Annotated in this window: 19 protein-coding genes and 1 tRNA gene; 9 read left to right on the top strand and 11 right to left on the bottom strand. The window is 61.1% G+C overall.

Annotated elements, in window-relative coordinates:
• Positions 1-458: 458 nt before the first annotated feature.
• Complete coding sequence (locus tag AC1D1Z_RS08945) at positions 459-638, bottom strand: hypothetical protein (RefSeq protein WP_427148070.1); 180 nt, start codon at positions 636-638, stop codon at positions 459-461.
• 323 nt (positions 639-961) lie between these two features.
• Here AC1D1Z_RS08945 and AC1D1Z_RS08940 point away from each other — a divergent pair, with 323 nt between their 5' ends.
• Positions 962-1,699 carry a hypothetical protein gene (locus tag AC1D1Z_RS08940; RefSeq protein WP_477850215.1) on the top strand — a complete coding sequence of 246 codons (738 nt, stop codon included), beginning with the start codon at positions 962-964 and terminating at the stop codon, positions 1,697-1,699.
• An 18-nt stretch (positions 1,700-1,717) separates the two neighbouring features.
• Here AC1D1Z_RS08940 and AC1D1Z_RS08935 read toward each other — a convergent pair whose 3' ends face one another.
• Positions 1,718-3,211 carry an FAD-dependent monooxygenase gene (locus tag AC1D1Z_RS08935; RefSeq protein ID WP_477850213.1) on the bottom strand — a complete coding sequence of 498 codons (1,494 nt, stop codon included), beginning with the start codon at positions 3,209-3,211 and terminating at the stop codon, positions 1,718-1,720.
• 653 nt (positions 3,212-3,864) lie between these two features.
• On the opposite strand from AC1D1Z_RS08935, the gene AC1D1Z_RS08930 reads away from it, so the two are divergent.
• Complete coding sequence (locus tag AC1D1Z_RS08930) at positions 3,865-4,092, top strand: hypothetical protein (protein WP_115157575.1); 228 nt, start codon at positions 3,865-3,867, stop codon at positions 4,090-4,092.
• Between the two features lie 71 nt (positions 4,093-4,163).
• On the opposite strand, the gene AC1D1Z_RS08925 is transcribed toward AC1D1Z_RS08930, so the two are convergent.
• Positions 4,164-4,367 carry a CsbD family protein gene (locus AC1D1Z_RS08925; RefSeq protein ID WP_018241935.1) on the bottom strand — a complete coding sequence of 68 codons (204 nt, stop codon included), beginning with the start codon at positions 4,365-4,367 and terminating at the stop codon, positions 4,164-4,166.
• A gap of 255 nt (positions 4,368-4,622) precedes the next feature.
• Between AC1D1Z_RS08925 and AC1D1Z_RS08920 the strand changes: the two genes are divergently transcribed.
• A complete protein-coding gene (locus AC1D1Z_RS08920; protein ID WP_018241934.1) occupies positions 4,623-4,817 on the top strand; it encodes a hypothetical protein in 195 nt (64 codons plus the stop codon).
• Between the two features lie 125 nt (positions 4,818-4,942).
• On the top strand, positions 4,943-5,143 hold the full coding sequence (locus AC1D1Z_RS08915; RefSeq protein WP_018241933.1) for a hypothetical protein: 201 nt from the start codon (positions 4,943-4,945) through the stop codon (positions 5,141-5,143).
• A 30-nt stretch (positions 5,144-5,173) separates the two neighbouring features.
• Here AC1D1Z_RS08915 and AC1D1Z_RS08910 read toward each other — a convergent pair.
• A tRNA-Lys gene (locus tag AC1D1Z_RS08910) sits at positions 5,174-5,249 on the bottom strand.
• A gap of 254 nt (positions 5,250-5,503) precedes the next feature.
• Here AC1D1Z_RS08910 and AC1D1Z_RS08905 point away from each other — a divergent pair.
• From AC1D1Z_RS08905 to AC1D1Z_RS08895, 3 genes are all read left to right on the top strand, one after another.
• Positions 5,504-6,253 (top strand): cytochrome c biogenesis CcdA family protein, encoded by a 750-nt coding sequence (locus AC1D1Z_RS08905; RefSeq protein ID WP_018241932.1) that lies wholly within the window; start codon positions 5,504-5,506, stop codon positions 6,251-6,253.
• A gap of 242 nt (positions 6,254-6,495) precedes the next feature.
• Positions 6,496-7,431, top strand: a complete 936-nt coding sequence (locus tag AC1D1Z_RS08900; RefSeq protein WP_477850209.1) for an MBL fold metallo-hydrolase — start codon at positions 6,496-6,498, stop codon at positions 7,429-7,431.
• A gap of 214 nt (positions 7,432-7,645) precedes the next feature.
• Positions 7,646-8,608, top strand: coding sequence for an AEC family transporter (locus AC1D1Z_RS08895; protein ID WP_439002456.1), 963 nt, complete (start codon positions 7,646-7,648; stop codon positions 8,606-8,608).
• Here AC1D1Z_RS08895 and AC1D1Z_RS08890 read toward each other — a convergent pair.
• Genes AC1D1Z_RS08890 through cysG form a run of 5 tightly spaced genes read right to left on the bottom strand, consistent with a single transcriptional unit; the run spans position 8,576 to position 13,781 of the window.
• Complete coding sequence (locus tag AC1D1Z_RS08890; protein WP_446963240.1) at positions 8,576-9,787, bottom strand: UbiH/UbiF family hydroxylase; 1,212 nt, start codon at positions 9,785-9,787, stop codon at positions 8,576-8,578. The two genes, AC1D1Z_RS08895 and AC1D1Z_RS08890, sit on opposite strands and share 33 nt — an antisense overlap.
• 38 nt (positions 9,788-9,825) lie before the next feature.
• The gene (locus tag AC1D1Z_RS08885) at positions 9,826-10,338 is read right to left on the bottom strand and encodes a DUF934 domain-containing protein (RefSeq protein WP_018241928.1); all 513 of its coding nucleotides are present in this window, start codon (positions 10,336-10,338) and stop codon (positions 9,826-9,828) included.
• Positions 10,339-10,348: 10 nt separating this feature from the next.
• Positions 10,349-12,019 (bottom strand): nitrite/sulfite reductase, encoded by a 1,671-nt coding sequence (locus AC1D1Z_RS08880; protein WP_446963239.1) that lies wholly within the window; start codon positions 12,017-12,019, stop codon positions 10,349-10,351.
• 8 nt (positions 12,020-12,027) lie between these two features.
• Positions 12,028-12,342: a DUF2849 domain-containing protein gene (locus AC1D1Z_RS08875; protein WP_011651871.1), complete on the bottom strand. Its 315-nt coding sequence runs from the start codon at positions 12,340-12,342 to the stop codon at positions 12,028-12,030.
• Between the two features lie 2 nt (positions 12,343-12,344).
• Complete coding sequence (cysG, locus tag AC1D1Z_RS08870; RefSeq protein WP_477850204.1) at positions 12,345-13,781, bottom strand: siroheme synthase CysG; 1,437 nt, start codon at positions 13,779-13,781, stop codon at positions 12,345-12,347.
• 268 nt (positions 13,782-14,049) lie between these two features.
• Between cysG and AC1D1Z_RS08865 the strand changes: the two genes are divergently transcribed.
• Both AC1D1Z_RS08865 and mazG read left to right on the top strand, forming a co-directional pair.
• Positions 14,050-14,637: a deaminase gene (locus AC1D1Z_RS08865; RefSeq protein WP_477850202.1), complete on the top strand. Its 588-nt coding sequence runs from the start codon at positions 14,050-14,052 to the stop codon at positions 14,635-14,637.
• Positions 14,638-14,657: 20 nt separating this feature from the next.
• A complete protein-coding gene (gene mazG, locus AC1D1Z_RS08860) occupies positions 14,658-15,503 on the top strand; it encodes a nucleoside triphosphate pyrophosphohydrolase (protein WP_334544090.1) in 846 nt (281 codons plus the stop codon).
• A gap of 31 nt (positions 15,504-15,534) precedes the next feature.
• Here the strand turns inward: mazG and hflX are convergent, their stop codons facing one another.
• Together hflX and hfq are read right to left on the bottom strand one after the other, a co-directional pair.
• Positions 15,535-16,860 carry a GTPase HflX gene (hflX, locus tag AC1D1Z_RS08855; RefSeq protein ID WP_477850200.1) on the bottom strand — a complete coding sequence of 442 codons (1,326 nt, stop codon included), beginning with the start codon at positions 16,858-16,860 and terminating at the stop codon, positions 15,535-15,537.
• Between the two features lie 77 nt (positions 16,861-16,937).
• On the bottom strand, positions 16,938-17,178 hold a 241-nt coding region (gene hfq / locus AC1D1Z_RS08850), incomplete at its 5' end, for an RNA chaperone Hfq (RefSeq protein WP_477850198.1).

The following is a 17,178-nucleotide window of genomic DNA, read 5'->3' as shown; positions in this document are numbered from 1 at the left end:
TTCCATAACGACAGAATAACCCTATCAGATTAGACTTAAGCGTATTTGATCATCGGCTGAGGGTCGACGCATCACGAATATAGATTGATTGATCAATCGCACGAATGTTGTGGGTCAAGCGAGCGTGATCAAATGCACCGGAAGTTTCGTATATTCTCGTGTTGGCATGGTATATTGCGACCATGACAACCTTGCGAGGAGACGTTCAGATGAGCCGATTTTTTACATTGGTAGCGGGCGTGCTGATCGGTGTGTCCGCGATCACGTCTTCCTGCACATCGCCGGCAAGGCAGGATCACCAGGATTTTCAATATCAGCGGGATAGCTCAACAAACCCGGCATGCGCGGATGGGTTCAGACCCAGCAATGCCCGCTCGTGCAGTTATTGAAGGCATAGAGCCGGAATTGGTTTTGCGCCGGAGGTGGCACGCGACAGCAATGAGGCCGGTCGGGAACTCCTAACCCTCCTTCACCGTTATGTGATCGGGCCACAGTTGGCCCGATGCTAAACAGGAGAACGGTTCCCCATGAACAATTTGATCTGGCTTGTCGGCGCTGTCGTTATCGTGCTCGCGATTTTGAGTTTCTTCGGCTTCCGCTGATTGCAGACGCATGCTGATGGAAATGTCGTGGTCCAACCACGTCTTCCCTTTCCGGCGATCGGATGGACGATGAATCCTCCGCGCCGGTGGATCTATAAGGATTAAGAGCGCCTTGTCCTTCTTTTCCGCTTAGCCGGGCTGCGGCGATATCTGCACGTCGAGCGACGTCCCGCCGAGTGTCGCTGTATTGTCTCTAGCCCACTTCGTGAAAGCGTCAGGGTCTAATCGAGACTACCGCCGTTTCTTCGAAAATCCGCCGATTGACGTGTGATCAGCGCGAAAAGTGGATGATCACCCCCTCGGTCTTCCTTTACAATCAGTCGTTTCGGCCTCTCAAGGCAGATCGTAAGGGAAGATCGATGGCTTGCCTTGTTGGCGCAGATGAAACGACGCAATCGGAGAAGCCGGCTGTAAAAGCGGATCGGCCGGATGGCCTGGCGCGGGATGTTTCGGCCATCAAGGTCGGCGACTGTCTGCTGGGTTACAAGGCCGTCCAGCGCCGCATGCGGGCCAGCCGTTGGAACCACTTCCGCGGCCGGATGCGCGAGATCGAGAAATTGATCCGGCATCGCCATGGAAACATCGTGCCCAAGGCCGATGACGCATTGATCTATGTCGAGGTGATCGCCAGCCTCGCCCTTGTCGAATTCAAGGAAGAGTTCGTCGATGTGGTTCTCGGCTGGGCGGCGCGATGGCTGCCATGGGCTGGGAAAGCCGAGATAGAGGAAGTCATCTACGAGCGGACAAAGCTGCGCTTTTCTCCCTTGTCCGCCGATGCGCTCGGCCACGCTCTGCACTTAAGCTACGCGGAACGGAGCGCCCTCGATATTCGCACCATCGGTGCCTTCGACGTGCCGAAGCGGAAAAGAGCAAAACTGCAAGAGGAAAAGCGGCGGCAGCGGGACCGAAGCCGAAAAGAGGAGCAACGCCGTGCCGCCGGCGCGCTTTCCAGAGCCGACTATCTCGCCAATTCTTTCAGCCAAGCGCGCCCCTGGGAGGCTTTCGGCATCAGCCGCCGCACCTGGGAACGCCGCGGCAAACCGATGCCGGATCCGGAGATGATATCGGACCGCGGTTCGATCTCGCTCGCCGCTTAGGTCAGAACTTTTCGGCTTTTAGCCGGATGGTCCGAACCAGCTATTCACAGCCTCCTGTAGACCATCCTGCGTCCCGTCGCCCACCCAGGCCACATATCCATCGGGCCGGATCAACAGTGCGGCTGGCGCGGAGACCGCACCCAGCGCAGGCAGCTCCCATGCACCGGCATATCCGGCGTCGACCAACCTGATGCGGTCCGACCACCGCGGGAGGCCGATGCTGCCGGGCGTGCCGAGGTTCAAGAGCACCGGCCGCGCATCTTGCAGCAGCGTAAAGACGCGCACAGGACCATCTGATGTGACCAGGTCGAGGTCAGGCATGCGGCGGCCGAGCAGCGGATGCCCGACGCCGAGATCGTAATGGATACCAAGTCCGGACATCTCGGCGGCGATGCGTTTGCGCGGCTCCTCCATGCCAAGCAGCTCCGTTACGATGTCACGCAAGGCTTCGTTGCGATCGTCGGTGCGCTGCAATGCGACCTGCGCCATCGTCGTGCGCAATACGCGGGCCGCAACCGGATGCCGCTCGGCGTGATAGGTGTCGAGCAAGGCTTCAGGCGACGTCCCTTTCACCACCTGGGCCAACTTCCAACCGAGATTGACGGCGTCCTGCACGCCCGTGTTGAGGCCCTGCCCGCCGACCGGAGAATGTACATGGGCGGCATCGCCAGCGAGGAAAACCCGGCCCTTGCGGTAGGCCGTTGCCTGCCTGGACATGTCGGTAAACCTGGAAATCCAGTTGACGCGATGAAGTCCGTAATCCGTTCCAAATGCGGCGATGAGCGCTTCTTTGAGATCGCCGAGCGTCGGCTCGGTTGTCGCGCCGGCATTCTTCTCCGGCACCATCACGCCGATCGGACCTTCCTTGGCAAAGACGATCTTGCCGTCGTGGATTTCGTACTCCTCTCTGCCGAAGGCATAGATGCCAAGGGCGGTGCGATGGATGCCCAATGGCGGCTCCTCTTCCATCTCCACCTCGGCGAGAATGTTGCTGGTCGTCGGATCCCATCCTTCAAACGCAATGCCGGCAGCCTTGCGAACCAGACTGCGGCCTCCATCGCAACCGACGAGATAGCCTGCCCTGAGCTGGGAACCATCCGAGAGTTCAATGGTGACGCCGGTATCGTCCTGCGCGAAACCCGTTACCTCAAGGCTGCGATAGATCGGCACCGCCAGTTCCCCGACCCAGCCGGCCAGAATGCGCTCGATATGCTTCTGCCGCAGCGCCAGCCCATAATTGTGCCGGGTCGGAAAATCGCTGATATCCAGACGCGTGACCGCGAAACCCGTGACCTGGGCTATCTGCCCTTCCGCGAGGAACCGGTCGACGATGCCCCGCTGATCGAGAACCTCGAGCGTCCGCGCACTCAGACCGCCGGCACGCGTACCGGCAAGCTTCTGGTCAGGGCGGCGTTCGACGATGGCGACGTCGACGCCTGCCAGGGCCAGTTCGCCGGCCAGCATCAGTCCCGTCGGCCCTGCCCCGGCAACCACGACTGCATGTTCCCTCATCCGCAAACTCCCATGTTCCGGCTGTTCCAATGCGATCTCTCAGGGTCCAGACAGACCTGGCCCTTTGCATCTCTCCGATCCAATCAGCCCTGCGCAGATGCCGATTTTCTCTGTCGCAGGTTGTTCTCCCTATAAATATAAGCTCCATACTGGTTGGAAGGACTTGCGACAGGATTTCAGGCTTGCTCTCCAAAGCCCTGTTCGCTGCCACTTGCGGATCTCTTGCTGTGGAGTTCAGGCTTTTCAATACGACCTGACCGGGTGGGCGCCGGATGGTGGCAGGCGCCGTCCGGGGTCGATTCTCTCGAAGGGATCAATCAATTGCTTGGCGACCTATCTCACTGCGGAGTTGGAGCTTTTTGCAGAATTGTCTCAGCCGCTGGTCGCTCAGACGGATCGGCGGGATGGCCATAGATTGTGTAGGCGGCCCCCGCTAGTACGCCCAAGACGAGAAGAGCGAGGACGTACAACATCATGCCGCGGATTGCCGTCTTCGGTGTCTCGTCCATCAGGATCTCCAGGATTACTCAGCGGTCAATTCAATGCGAGCGCTTTTGGTTCCGACGCGGAGGTTGTTCAAGGGAGCAGCCATTCACGGAACGATCCGGTCCCGATCTGGTTTACCCCACACCCCGCTTGCTATGGAGGTCACCATGTGGGCAATCCTGACCGGAGCCGCTCTCATCATCGGCGGACTTCTTTTTCTCTTTACCTCGGCGCTTGGTCGAAGACCGAGTGATCCGCATCAAATGCCGCAAGGCGGCACCACGCTGGAACCACGGCGCCAAGGCCTCAGGTTCCTCGGGATATCCCAAAACTGGCCGGCGCTGGCCCTTATCGCGATCGGCGCACTTCTATTGGCTTTTGGTGGATATTTGTGACATCCGACAGGTCTTGGCCACCTTAGCTCCTTCGGCAAAAACCCGGCTTCCACCGGGTTTTTGCTCAGGCACTACCAAGTCTGGCGACCGGTCCAGTCATCGATGTCGCGTCTGATACGGTCCTTTTCGATGCCATAACGCTCCTGGATCTTGCCTTCCAGCTGGTCGCGCTTGCCGGCGATCTGGTCAAGATCATCGTCGGTGAGTTTGCCCCACTGCTCCTTGATCTTGCCCTTCGCCTGCTTCCAGTTTCCTTCGATCCGATTCCAATCCATGGTCGATTTCTCCTCTGTGTTGATGAGAAGAAAACGGACCGCAGTGGACGTTGGTTCCTGTGTCTCAGCGGATTTCTGCGAAGCTCAATTCCTGCGGCAAAGACGCGAAGCGCTGCCCATATCAAATATCCACACCCTAATGAAGAAAAGCATAAATAATTCGTGAAGAACGAATAGATGTATAAAATATTTATTTATGTATGAAGCAAATATTCCCCTGTTCTTGTGTTATACTGATCCACAGGGAGAAGAACAATGGCACTCGATGTATTCGTGAACCTCTACAATTTAGGGGGCCTGGACGCACTTAACGTTTCTCTGCGAAGCTTGTCAGATGACGAAAGGCTTGGCACTTTACTCTCGCTTGAAAAGATAGGGTACGAAGTGATCTGGAATGCCCAGAGAAAGCCGGCTTCTGCCTATGTGTGGAGCGGGCCGAACGAGAATTAGCTGCCAGGCGGGACAAAGACCTGTCCCGACCATGGGGGTGAGACCTCACGACCTTGTGTCTCCCTTCATGCGCTTAAAAAGCAGATGTTCCATCCTCCTATCGATCCGAGGAAGCGAGGGCGATCATGATCCGATCCCAGATAGCCGACGCACAAACCGTATTGGGCGACGAAGAAGTCGCCCTCTGCCAGAGAGTATTTGACCACGTCATCTCGGTGCGACAAATCACAACAGACACCGAGCGCGAAGATCTGGCTCAGCGGGTGATCCATTCGTACCAGCATGGAGTGAAGGATGAGGGCGCATTACTGCGATTGTTGATCTAAGATCGCGGCAGGTGTCTTGAAGACTAGAAATGGTGAGAGCGTCGGGGTTCGAACCCGAGACCTACTGATTAAAAGTCAGTTGCTCTACCAGCTGAGCTACGCTCTCCCTCTCCGCGGGTGTGACCACCCCGGCTGGAAGTGGGCGGAACATAGGCAGGCGACCCATTGCGGTCAACCGAAAAATTTGCCTTTTTCCGGCGGTCGGCACATTTCTTGCGGGCAAAGGTATCTTGCCTTGCGAGCGCAAAGACAAATGTCTTGCGTGCAAAGGCATCTTGTCTTGCGCGCGCAAAAAGGTGATTGGCAATCCCGGAGCTGCAAAGCTAGGAACATCACGCAGATTGCAGCCGGAGAGAATGCGTGTCGATTGCCGATATTTCCCTGTGGAGCGCGTTGATTGCCGGGGCGCTTTCCTTTCTGTCGCCCTGCGTGCTTCCCCTCGTCCCGCCTTATCTCTGCTATATGGCCGGCATTTCAGTCGAGCAGTTCCGCGGCGGCGGTGCGGTTGTGGTGGCGCCCGACGTCAGACGCGGCGTGTTCTTCTCTGCCCTCTTCTTCACGCTTGGCTTTGCCACCGTCTTTGTGGCGCTCGGCGCCGGTGCTTCCAGCATCGGCATGGCGCTTCGCCAGCATCTCGACCTGTTGTCGAAGATCGGCGGGCTGATCATCATCGTCATGGGGCTGAACTTTCTCGGCCTCTTTCGAATCGGGGTGCTTGCCCGCGAGGCGCGCTTCCAGGGCAGCGGCAAGCCGGCGACGCTGACGGGCGCCTATATCATGGGCCTTGCCTTCGCCTTCGGCTGGACGCCGTGCATCGGCCCGGTGCTTGGCGCCATTCTCGGCGTTGCCGCCTCGCGCGAGACGGTCGGCTCCGGCGCCGGGCTGCTCGCCATCTATTCGCTCGGCCTTGCCATCCCGTTCTGGATCGCCGCCGGCTTTTCCGGCGCCTTCATGCGCTTCCTCTCGCGCTTCCGCCGCCATCTCGGCACGGTGGAAAAGGTGATGGGTCTCTTCCTCGTCCTCACCGGCCTCGCCTTCCTGTTCGGTTGGGTCAGCAATGTAGCGATCTGGTTCCAGCAGACCTTTCCGATCCTGATGCAGATCGGCTAGGCCACGGGTTGCCGATTTTCCAGGCTATGCAGCAGGTTTGCCACGTTCGCTGATCTGATCCACTCCGCGCTCATCAGCACGCCGCCGGCAGTAAAAAGCCAGGCCTGCACCTATGCCCTGGTATGGCTTGCCCTGTCCCTCGGCCCCACCCGCCCTTATCCCTCGACCCAATCGATCGCAAATACGCCTCGATGTAGCGTCGTCGATGCCGTGTTTAAGGCGGCGGTCAGAAGGAGACGAACATGAACCTTGAGACAAAGACGAGCCGGGAAAACACCGCACACACCGGCAGACCTCGGCTCGACGAACTGGTTCCGTCGCGCTACGCGGTGCGGGTCGGCGAGATTGAGGTGCTGGTGGTCAGCGATGGAGTGCTACCGCTCCCTACCGCGATGCTGGGCCACAACATCGATGCGTCCGTCCGAGCGACCTGGCTGAAAGACATGTTCCTGCCAGCGGATGCTTTCGACTGGGCGCTGAACGTTGTCGTGGTGCGCAGCGGCGACCAGACCATACTCCTCGATGCCGGGCTGGGGATCGACCCGGACTTGCACCTGCCGCGGGCCGGGCAGCTGATCAAGCGATTGGAAGCCGCCGGCATCGATCTTGCTTCGGTGACCGACGTGGTGCTGACCCACATGCACATGGACCATATTGGCGGGCTGCTCGTCGACGGGGTGAAGGACCAGCTGCGTCCGGACCTGCGGATCCATGTGGCCGCCGCCGAGGTCAAATTTTGGGAGTCGCCCGATTTCTCCCGGGTCTCCATGCCGCCGGGGTTCCCGGACGCGCTTCGGGCCACCGCCAAGCGGTTCGCGAAGGAGTATCGCAGCTATTTCCGGCTGTTCGATGACGAGTACGAGGTGGCGCCGGGCGTGGTCGTCCATCGCACCGGCGGCCACACCCCCGGGCACAGCGTGATCCGCCTGGCGTCCGGCGGGGACAGGCTGATGTTTGCCGGCGACGCCGTGTTCGCGGTCGGGTTTGAACATCCCGACTGGTACAACGGTTTCGAACACGACCCCGAGGAGGCGGCGCGCGTTCGGGTCCGTCTTCTGCGGGAACTGGCGGAGACCGGCGAGCAACTGGTGGCCACTCACCTGCCGTTCCCCTCCGTCGGCCGGGTGGCGGTCCACGGCGACGCCTTTCGCTGGGTAGCGGCCTTCTGGGATTACTGATCGCGTGTTCGGTTGGCGGTAGAGCGTGTACTCAATGAGTCCACGCTCTATCGATTTGTTTTTACGCAATTCCGGACGCAAATCCGCTACACAGTTTCGCTGGAATTGCTCTTGTTTCTGCGCAATTCCGAACGCAAAACCGCTACACACTTTTGCTGGAATTGCTTAAGCCAGATCCTGACCCGCCGATCACCCCCGCGTACTGGAAGCCCTCTTGGCCGATATCGTCAGCCTGCTTTTACCGTTCTTCGGCCTGATCCTGATCGGTTACATCGCCGCCAAGGCGACCAAGCAGCCGGCCGAAGCGCTCGGCTGGCTGAACACCTTCATCATCTATGCCGCCCTTCCCGCTCTGTTCTTCAAGCTCGTCTCGCGCACGCCGATCGAGGAGCTGACGCGCGTCGATTTCATTGTCACCGACATCGCGGCGACCTATGCCGTCTTCATCCTGCTTTTCGTCATCGGCCGTCTCGTGCGCGGCAATTCGCTTGCCGATTGCACCATCCAGTCCTTTGCCGGCGCCTATGGCAATATCGGCTATATGGGGCCGGGCCTGGCACTGTTGGCGCTCGGCGAAGGCGCAGCCGTGCCGGTGGCGCTGATCATCTGCTTCGAGAACGCACTGCATTTCATCGTCGCGCCGGCGCTGATGGCGGCGGCCGGCGACGACAAGCGTTCAACAGGTCAGCTTGTCGCTGATATCGTCCGGAAGGTCGCGCTGCATCCCTTCATCCTGTCGACGGCGGCAGGCTTTGTGGTGGCCGCTTTGCACATCGACCAGCCGCCGGCGTTTCAGCGCCTGGTCGATTATCTCGCCCAGGCGGCGGCGCCCTGCGCGCTCTTTGCCATGGGCGTGACGCTGGCGCTCCGGCCGCTGAAACGAATCCCGGCCGAGATCTCCTATATCGTGCCGGCGAAGCTGATCCTGCATCCGATCGCCGTTTTCGTTGCGCTGACAGCGGTTGGCGGTTTCGAGCCGGTCTGGATCCAGGCCGCCGTGCTGCTCGCCTGCCTGCCGACGGCGACCAACGTCTTCGTCATCGGCCAGCAATACGGCGTCTGGCAGGAGCGCGCCTCGGCGACGATCCTGATCACGACGGTGCTATCTGTGGTAACTGTTTCGCTCTGGCTGATCGTGATCCGATCAGGCCTTCTTCCGCTTCAGCTTTTCCCGTAGCGCCTCCGGAATATCGCGGAAGCCGCGGCCTGGCTCGATGCCCTCACGCATGACGATGTTGCGCAGCGGCGGTATGGCCGAGAGGATATGCAGGCCGGCGGCGCGGAGCATCTGGACGGGCAGGAAATCCGAAAGCAGCGAGCGGTTGAGAAGATCGACGCTTGCCGTGCGCGTCATGATGTCGGCGCGGCGCCTGCGGTCGAAGCTTTCACCGGCATCGGCCGGCACCGGCAATTCCGCCCGGTCGCAGAGGATCTCGGCAAGCGCCATGATATCGCGCAGGCTGAGGTTCAGCCCCTGTGCCCCGATCGGCGGGAAGACATGGGCGGCCTCGCCAATCAGCGCGATGCGTCCCTTGCCGAAACGATGCGCCATCATGCCGGAGAGCGGCCAGACCTGGACGCCCTCCTCGACATCAACCTTGCCGAGCATGGACTGCATGCGCGCCTCGACGAGCGCGCCGAGTTCGGCAAGCGGCAATTCCATGCGGCTCGCGGCTTCCGCGGGATCCTGCACCCAGACGAGGCTGGAGCGGCTTCCCGGCAGCGGCACCTGGGTGAAGGGGCCGTGTTTGGTGTGGAATTCGGTCGAGATATTCTGGTGCGGCAGCGAATGGGCGAAATTCAGCACCATGGCAGATTGCGGATAGGACCAGTTGCGAACAGTAATGCCGGATGTCTCGCGCAGCTTCGAGCCGCGGCCATCGGCGCCGACGGCAAAATCGGCCGATAGCGTCTCGCCGCCGGTCAGCGTGATCGAGACTGAAACGGCTGATATGTCGATCGATTCGGCCATATCGGTGAAACGGGTGATATTGCCCTCGCCGGCCGCAGCTTCTTCCAAAATGCCGGTCAGCGCCTTGTTCGGGAAATTGTAGCCGAAGGCATCGAGACCGACCTCGGCCGCGCGGAAGGTGGTCGTCGGCGCGCGCAGCAGCCGATCGGTACCGTCGACGATGCGCATGCTGGTGAGAGGAGCGGCTGCGGGGCGGAGCTTTTCCCAGAGCGCCAGGCGATCGAGGAAACGGATCGACTGATCCATCAGCGCCGTGGTGCGCCGGTCCTCTTTCGGGGCAACGGGTGCCACCAGCGCCACGCTGCGACCGCCGCGCGCCAGCGCGATTGCGGCGATCATGCCGGCGAGACCGCCACCGATCACCGCCACTTCGAATGTCTTCATGCTATCATTCCGCCATCGTAAAACGGCGGACCGGTCGCTTATGCGGCCGGCTTCGCCTGACGGCGCCAACTATAGCCCTTGCCGGCTTCGGCGTCACGCACCGCCGGCTGATAATGATGGGGAATGGCGGGAAGACGGTTTTCGCCCAGCCGCTTCAGCGCCGTGGCGTTGGTGACGGAAAAGCTGTCAATGCCGACGCGCAGCATCAGCGGCACCTGATCGATCAGCACGTCGCCGACGGCACGCAGCTCATTGGTGTAGCCGAGGCGCTGGCGCAGCAGCGAGGCATGGCTGAAGGCGCGGCCGTCGTTGAAAGCCGGAAAGGCGACGGCAACGATTTCGAGGCGATAGAGATAGGGCTCCAACCGGCGCACGTCGTCGGCCGGCTTGATCAGCACGCCGAGGCCGACATCGTTGCTTTCGTCGGCCTTGGCGATCAGTTCGTCGAGACCGAGCAGCGGCTTCTGCTCCTCGGTCGCCTTCACCTCGTCGGTCTCGATCACCCAGGGATCGTTTTCGACAAAACCGGTTTCTCTCCAGATCTTCGTCATCATCCCCTCCTTATGCCGCTTCGGCGGCCGAGCCGTAGAGCGCAGTCTTGAACGGCTGCGGTCCGACACGGCGATAGGCGGCGAGGAAGTTCTCGGAATGATCGAGGCGCAGGCCGAGATAGGTGTCGACGATCGTCTCGATCGCGTCCGTCACCCGGTCCGGCTCGAAGCCGCGGCCGATGATCTCGCCGATCGAGGTATGTTCGTCGCCGGAGCCGCCGAGGGTGATCTGGTAGAGTTCGGCGCCCTTCTTCTCCACACCGAGCAGGCCGATATGGCCGACATGGTGATGGCCGCACGCATTGATGCAGCCGGAGATCTTGATCTTCAGCTCACCGATTTCTGCCTGGCGTTCGGCATCGCCGAAGCGGCGAGAGATTTCCTGCGCCAGCGGGATGGAGCGCGCATTGGCAAGCGCGCAGTAGTCGAGCCCCGGACAGGCAATGATATCGGTGATCAGGCCGGCATTGGCTTCGGCGAGATTGATGGCGACAAGGCCGCGATAGACGGCTTCGAGATCGGCAAGCGCCACATGCGGCAGGATCAGGTTCTGCTCATGGCTGACGCGGATTTCGTCGAAGGCATATTCCTCGGCCAGATCGGCGATCGCGTCCATCTGCGCATCGGAGGCATCGCCCGGAATGCCGCCGATCGGCTTCAACGAGATCGTCACCATGCCGTAATCGGGGTTCTTGTGCGGCTGCACGTTCTGCTGGACCCAGCGGGAGAAACCGGAATCGGCCTTCTTCCAGCGGGCAAGGTTTTCCCAGCCTTCGGCGCGTTCGGGCAGATCAGGCGGTGCGAAATAGGCAGCGATCGACTGGACGTCCTTTTCCGGCAGCTTGAGCTCGCTATCCTTCAGCGCGGCGAATTCAGCTTCCACCTGGCGCGTCAGCTCCTCGGTGCCGGTTTCGTGCACGAGGATCTTGATGCGGGCCTTGTATTTGTTGTCGCGGCGGCCGTGCAGATTGTACACGCGCACGATTGCCGTGGTGTAAGAGAGCAGGTCTTCCTCAGGCAGGAAGTCGCGGATCAGCTTGGCGATCATCGGCGTACGGCCCTGGCCGCCGCCGACATAGACGGCAAAGCCGATCTCGCCCTTGTCGTTCTTCTTCACGTGCAGGCCGATATCATGGACCTGGATTGCGGCGCGGTCACGCTCGGCGCCGGTGACGGCGATCTTGAACTTGCGCGGCAGGAAGGAGAATTCCGGGTGGACCGACGACCACTGGCGCAGGATTTCGGCGTAAGGACGCGGATCGGCGATCTCATCGGCGGCGGCACCGGCGAAGTGATCGGCGGTGACGTTTCTGATGCAATTGCCCGAGGTCTGCAGAGCATGCATCTCGACGCTGGCAAGGTCGGCGAGCGCATCGGGAATATCGGACAGTTTCGGCCAGTTGAACTGCAGGTTCTGGCGTGTGGTGAAGTGGCCGTAGCCGCGGTCATAGGTGCGGGCGATATGGGCGAGCATGCGCAGCTGGCGAGAACTCAGCGTGCCATAGGGAATGGCGATGCGCAGCATGTAGGCGTGGAGCTGCAGGTAGACGCCGTTCATCAGGCGCAACGGCTTGAACGCGTCCTCGGCGAGCTCGCCGGAAAGGCGGCGCTCGACCTGATCGCGAAACTGCTCGACGCGCTCGGTAACAAAGGCATGGTCAAATTCGTCGTAACGGTACATCGTCTTCCTCAGACTGCAATGAATTCGGGATCGGCAGGAGCGTAGCCCGGGGCATATTCCATGGTCGGGCCTTGTGCGCGGATGCGTTCGCGCAAGCGAAGCGGCCAGAGAATGCCGTTGGTTTCCTGAACGTCGACGACGGCGACGTCAACGACCTCGTTGTCGGCATAGGATTTTTTGCCGATCGCCTCCAGCGCCGCAACGGCCTCGGCATGACGGGCAACGAGCGCCTCCTGCAGCGAGGTGGACCACTTGCCGTTCGCATCCAGCCAGACGGCAATGCCGTCCGTCAGCCGGTTGGCGGTCAGAACCTTGTCACCCATATTCAGCTCCTTGCAAGTTCCTCGAGCCGGGCGTTTGCGCGCACCAGGGGCTCGGACAGTTCGAAATTGGCGCCGGCGACCGCATCGCCGATGATGACCATGACAGGCCCGGTCAATTCGTCGCGGCGCTGCAGATCGGGCAGATCGGCGAGCGTGCCATGCAGCAGGCGGCGATCGGCACGGCTGGCATTTTCGATGACGGCGACGGTGGTCTCAGACGGAATGCCCGCTTGCATCAGCCGCTCGGCGACGGAGGCGGCAACCGTGCGGCCCATATAGACGGCGATGGTCGCGCCGGAAACGGCAAGGCTTGCCCAATCGGGCAGCACGTCGCCTGTAAGATCATGGCCGGTGGTGAAGACCAGCGAGGAGGCAACGCCGCGCAGCGTCAGCGGCAGCTCGAAATCGGCAGCGGCTGCGAAAGCCGAGGTGATGCCAGGCACGACCTCATAGGTGATGCCGGCAGCGCGCAATGCCGCCATCTCTTCCCCTGCCCGGCCGTAGACCAGGGGATCACCGGATTTCAGGCGGACGACGCGCTTGCCCTGACGGCCGAGATCGACCAGCAGGTCGTTGATTTCTTCCTGGGACTTCGAGTGGCAGCCCTTGCGCTTGCCGACGGAAAGCCGCTCGGCATCACGGCGGCCCATATCGACGATCGCCTGCGGCACGAGCGCGTCATAGACGATGACGTCAGCTTCCATCATCACGCGCTGGGCGCGCAACGTCAGCAGATCCTCGGCACCCGGACCGGCGCCGACCAGCCAGACGTGGCCGGCGACCTTGTCCATCGCGTGCAGCAGCCGGTCGGCGGCATGGCGGGCTTGCGGCAGGTTGCCATTGGCGACCGCATCGGCGACGGCACCGGAAAAGAAACGGCGCCAGAAGACCCGGCGGGAGACGCCTCTCGGAATCAGTTGGTCGACGGCCTTGCGGTAGCTCGTCGCCAGCCCGGCAAGGCGGCCGAGCGAGGGCGAAAGAAGCTGGTCGATCTGCGCGCGGATCATCTGCGCCAGAACCGGCCCTGCCCCTTCGGTGCCGATCGCAACGGCGACGGGCGCACGGTTGACCAGCGCCGGCGTGAAGAAATCGCAGTAATCGGGCTGATCGACGGCATTGGCCGGAATTCTGGCGGCGCGCGCAGCGTCGACGATGCTGCGGTCGTCGGCTTCATTGCCGGTTGCGGCGAAGACGAGCGCCGAACCCTCGACCTGTTCGGCGGAGAAGGCAGCGCGCAYGGTCTCGATGCGGTTGGCGATCAGGAAGGCGTGGTAATCGGCTTCCGGCCGGTCGGCATAGGCGACAATCCGTGCCTTTGTGTTGAGCAGCAGCCGCACCTTGGCGAAAGCTTCATCACCATTGCCGAAGACAGCCGTCTTCTGGCCTTCCACGCGAAAGAAGGCGGGAAATACCGAAAGCTGTTCAGTCTTGGTAGGCATCATCAATCCACTTCGAAGTTGCCGGAATATGCCCTTGATCGACAAGGGATTGAAGGAACAGAAATTCGAAAGCCCAAGCAAGCAGGTATTCTTTTGCTCGTGCCGTCCGTGATTTGAGAAAAGTCACCCGTGCTGCCAAAAAGCCGCATATTCCCAGCCCGCTTGCTGCAGTGCAGTATAAAGCCTGTGACAAAAAACGTCCACCGGTGCTTCACGCATTTCACTCGCGCCGCCAAGGCGATAGACTGAGGAAAACTGGAGGGCCCTCATGCCTGATAAGACCATTGCCTCCCGCCTGCTTTCGGTGATGGAAGACGATATCCTGCCGCTGACGGAGCGTGGCGTTTCGCTTGGCAATAAGGTGTTCGGTGCGGCGATCCTGCGGAAATCCGATCTTTCGCTTGTCGTCGCCGAGACCAATAACGAGCTGGAGAACCCGCTCTGGCACGGCGAGGTGCATACGCTGAAGCGTTTCTACGAGCTTGGCGACAAGCCGCCGACCAAGGATCTGATCTTCCTGTCGACGCACGAACCCTGCACGATGTGCATGTCGGCGATCACCTGGGCCGGCTTCGACAATTTCTACTATTTTTTCAGCCATGAGGATTCGCGCGACGCCTTCGCCATTCCGCACGACCTGAAGATCCTCAAGGAGGTCTTCGGACTTGAACCCGGCGGCTATCGCAGGCAAAACGGCTTCTGGAACAGCTTTGCCATCGCCGATCTCGTCGAGACCGAAGACGCGCTCCAGAAAAACGCGCTGAAAGCGCAGACCGCCCGCATCAAGGCGCGCTACGACGCGCTGTCGATCAGCTACCAGTCGTCGAAGAGCGCCAACGACATTCCATTGAACTAAGCCCGCTGAACCGAGGCAACATGCAACCTTCCAAAGACATTTCGCGGCTGATCGAGATCATGGCGGCGCTGCGCCATCCCGAAACCGGCTGCCCCTGGGACATCGTGCAGAGTTTCGAGACGATCAAGCCCTATACGATCGAGGAGGCCTATGAGGTCTCCGATGCGATCGAGCGTGGCGATATGGACGATCTCTGCGACGAACTGGGCGACTTGCTGCTGCAGGTGGTCTTTCACGCCCGCATGGCCGAGGAGGCCGGCGAATTTTCATTCGGCGACGTGGTCAACGCCATCACCGCCAAGATGATCCGCCGCCATCCGCACGTCTTTGCCCGCTCGGCGGCGGATACGCCGGACGCGGTGAAGATACAATGGGACGAGATCAAGCAGGCGGAGAAACGCGAGCGCGCCGAACGGCGGTCCAGGCGCGGCATCACCGAGGACGTCAACAGCGGCTTCCTCGGCTCGGTGCAGCGCAGCTTCCCGGCCCTGACGGAAGCCCTGAAGCTACAGGAACGCGCCGCCAAGGTCGGCTTCGATTGGTCAGCACCGGAGCCGATCCTCGACAAGATCGAGGAGGAGATCGGCGAATTGCGGGCAGCCCTTCGCGAAGGCGATCAGGCAAAGGTCAGCGATGAGCTCGGCGACCTGATCTTCGCGGTCGTCAATATCGGCCGTCACGTCAAGGCCGATCCGGAACAGGCAGTGCGCGGAACGAATACGAAATTCCGTCGTCGGTTCAGCCATATAGAACAGGTTCTTGAAGCAGAAGGCGAGACGCTGAAAGACGCGACGCTGGAGCGGATGGAGGAAATCTGGCAGGCAGCGAAGGCGATCGAGCGGGCTGTGACGTCGGGGGCGGAGTGAGCGGAACGTTGCCACATCCCCCTTGAACGCCTTACCGCTCCCAATCTTCCTTTGAAGACTTCGGTCCATTGCCGATGCGGCGCTCGAGTTCGGTCGCCTCGGTTTCGGAGAGGCGCAGATCAAGCGTGATCGTGCCGTCCTCATTATCCTCACGGCCGTCGACGATCGCATGATCGTAAAGCCACGGCAGCAGCGCCAGCTTGTCGACCGGAAGGCGGATCGTCGCCACGGTCATCACGCCTGACAGTCTGCGGCTGATCTCTTCCATCAGCGTGTCGACGCCCTCGCCGCTGACGGCTGAAACCGCCACCACGTTGCTGGCGCCGGCCGATTTCTGCACCATGGCATCGTGCACCTCGGGCTCCAGCCGGTCGATCTTGTTCCAGACTTCGATCAGCCGCTTTTCGGCTTCGGCCTCGTCGATGCCGAGGTCGTTCAGGATGCGCATCACGTCGGAGCTCTGCGCCTGGTTGTCGGCATCGGACATGTCACGGACATGCAGGATGAGATCGGCTTCGAGCACCTCTTCCAGCGTCGCCCGGAAGGCGGCGACCAGATGGGTCGGCAGGTCGGAGATGAAGCCGACGGTGTCGGACAGGATGACGGTGCGGCCGTGGGGCAGTTTCATGCGCCGAAGCGTCGGGTCGAGCGTGRCAAAGAGCATGTCTTCGGCCAGCACGCCGGCGCCGGTGATGCGGTTGAACAGCGTCGACTTGCCGGCATTGGTATAACCGACGAGCGCCACGATCGGGTGCGGCACCTTGCGGCGTTTGGCGCGGTGGAGTTGGCGGGTGCGCACGACCTGCTCCAGCTCGCGTTCGAGCTTGATGATGCGGTCCTGCAGCATCCGTCGGTCGGCTTCGATCTGGGTTTCGCCGGGGCCGCCCATGAAGCCGCCGCCGCCGCGCTGGCGTTCAAGGTGGGTCCAGCTTCGCACCAGACGGCCCTTCTGATAATTCAGATGGGCGAGATCGACCTGCAGCGTGCCTTCCTTGGTGGAGGCGCGGCGGCCGAAGATTTCGAGGATGAGGCCCGTCCGGTCGATGACCTTGGCGTTCCATTCCTTTTCCAGGTTGCGCTGCTGCACCGGCGTCAACGGATGATCGACGATGACGAGACCGGAATCGCGCTCGTCGAGCAGCGCCTTGATCTCCTCGATCTTGCCGGTGCCGAGCAATGTGGCCGGCCTCGGATCATTGACCGGGACGATCTGGCCATTGACGACATCGAGGTCGATCGCCTGGGCAAGGCCCGTCGCCTCTTCGAGCCGGCTTTCCGGCGTGCGGGTCGAGGCCGATTCGCTCTGGCCGCCGCGACTGCGCGATTTCAGAACCGGCACAACGACAGTCGCGCGCATGTCGTCCCTGTGCTTGGCGGCCTCAGGGATGATCGAATCGTTCTTGGTATCGCGTGTCGAAATGACGGCTGATCCTGTTAGGACGCTGCTTCTTCGCTCTCGAACATCTGCATGGGCTGGCCCGGCATGATCGTAGAGATCGCATGCTTATACACGAGCTGCGAATGGCCGTCACGGCGAAGAAGAACACAGAAATTGTCAAAAGACGTAACAACGCCCGTGAGTTTCACGCCGTTGATCAGAAAGATTGTCAGGGAAATCTTTTGCTTGCGAACAGTATTGAGAAATAAGTCCTGAAGATTCTGAGAACGTTCCGCC

Source organism: Rhizobium sp. P1_E1 (genome assembly GCF_056406015.1).
Note: the sequence above shows the minus strand (reverse complement) of the source record. Positions and strands in the feature narration are given on the sequence as shown.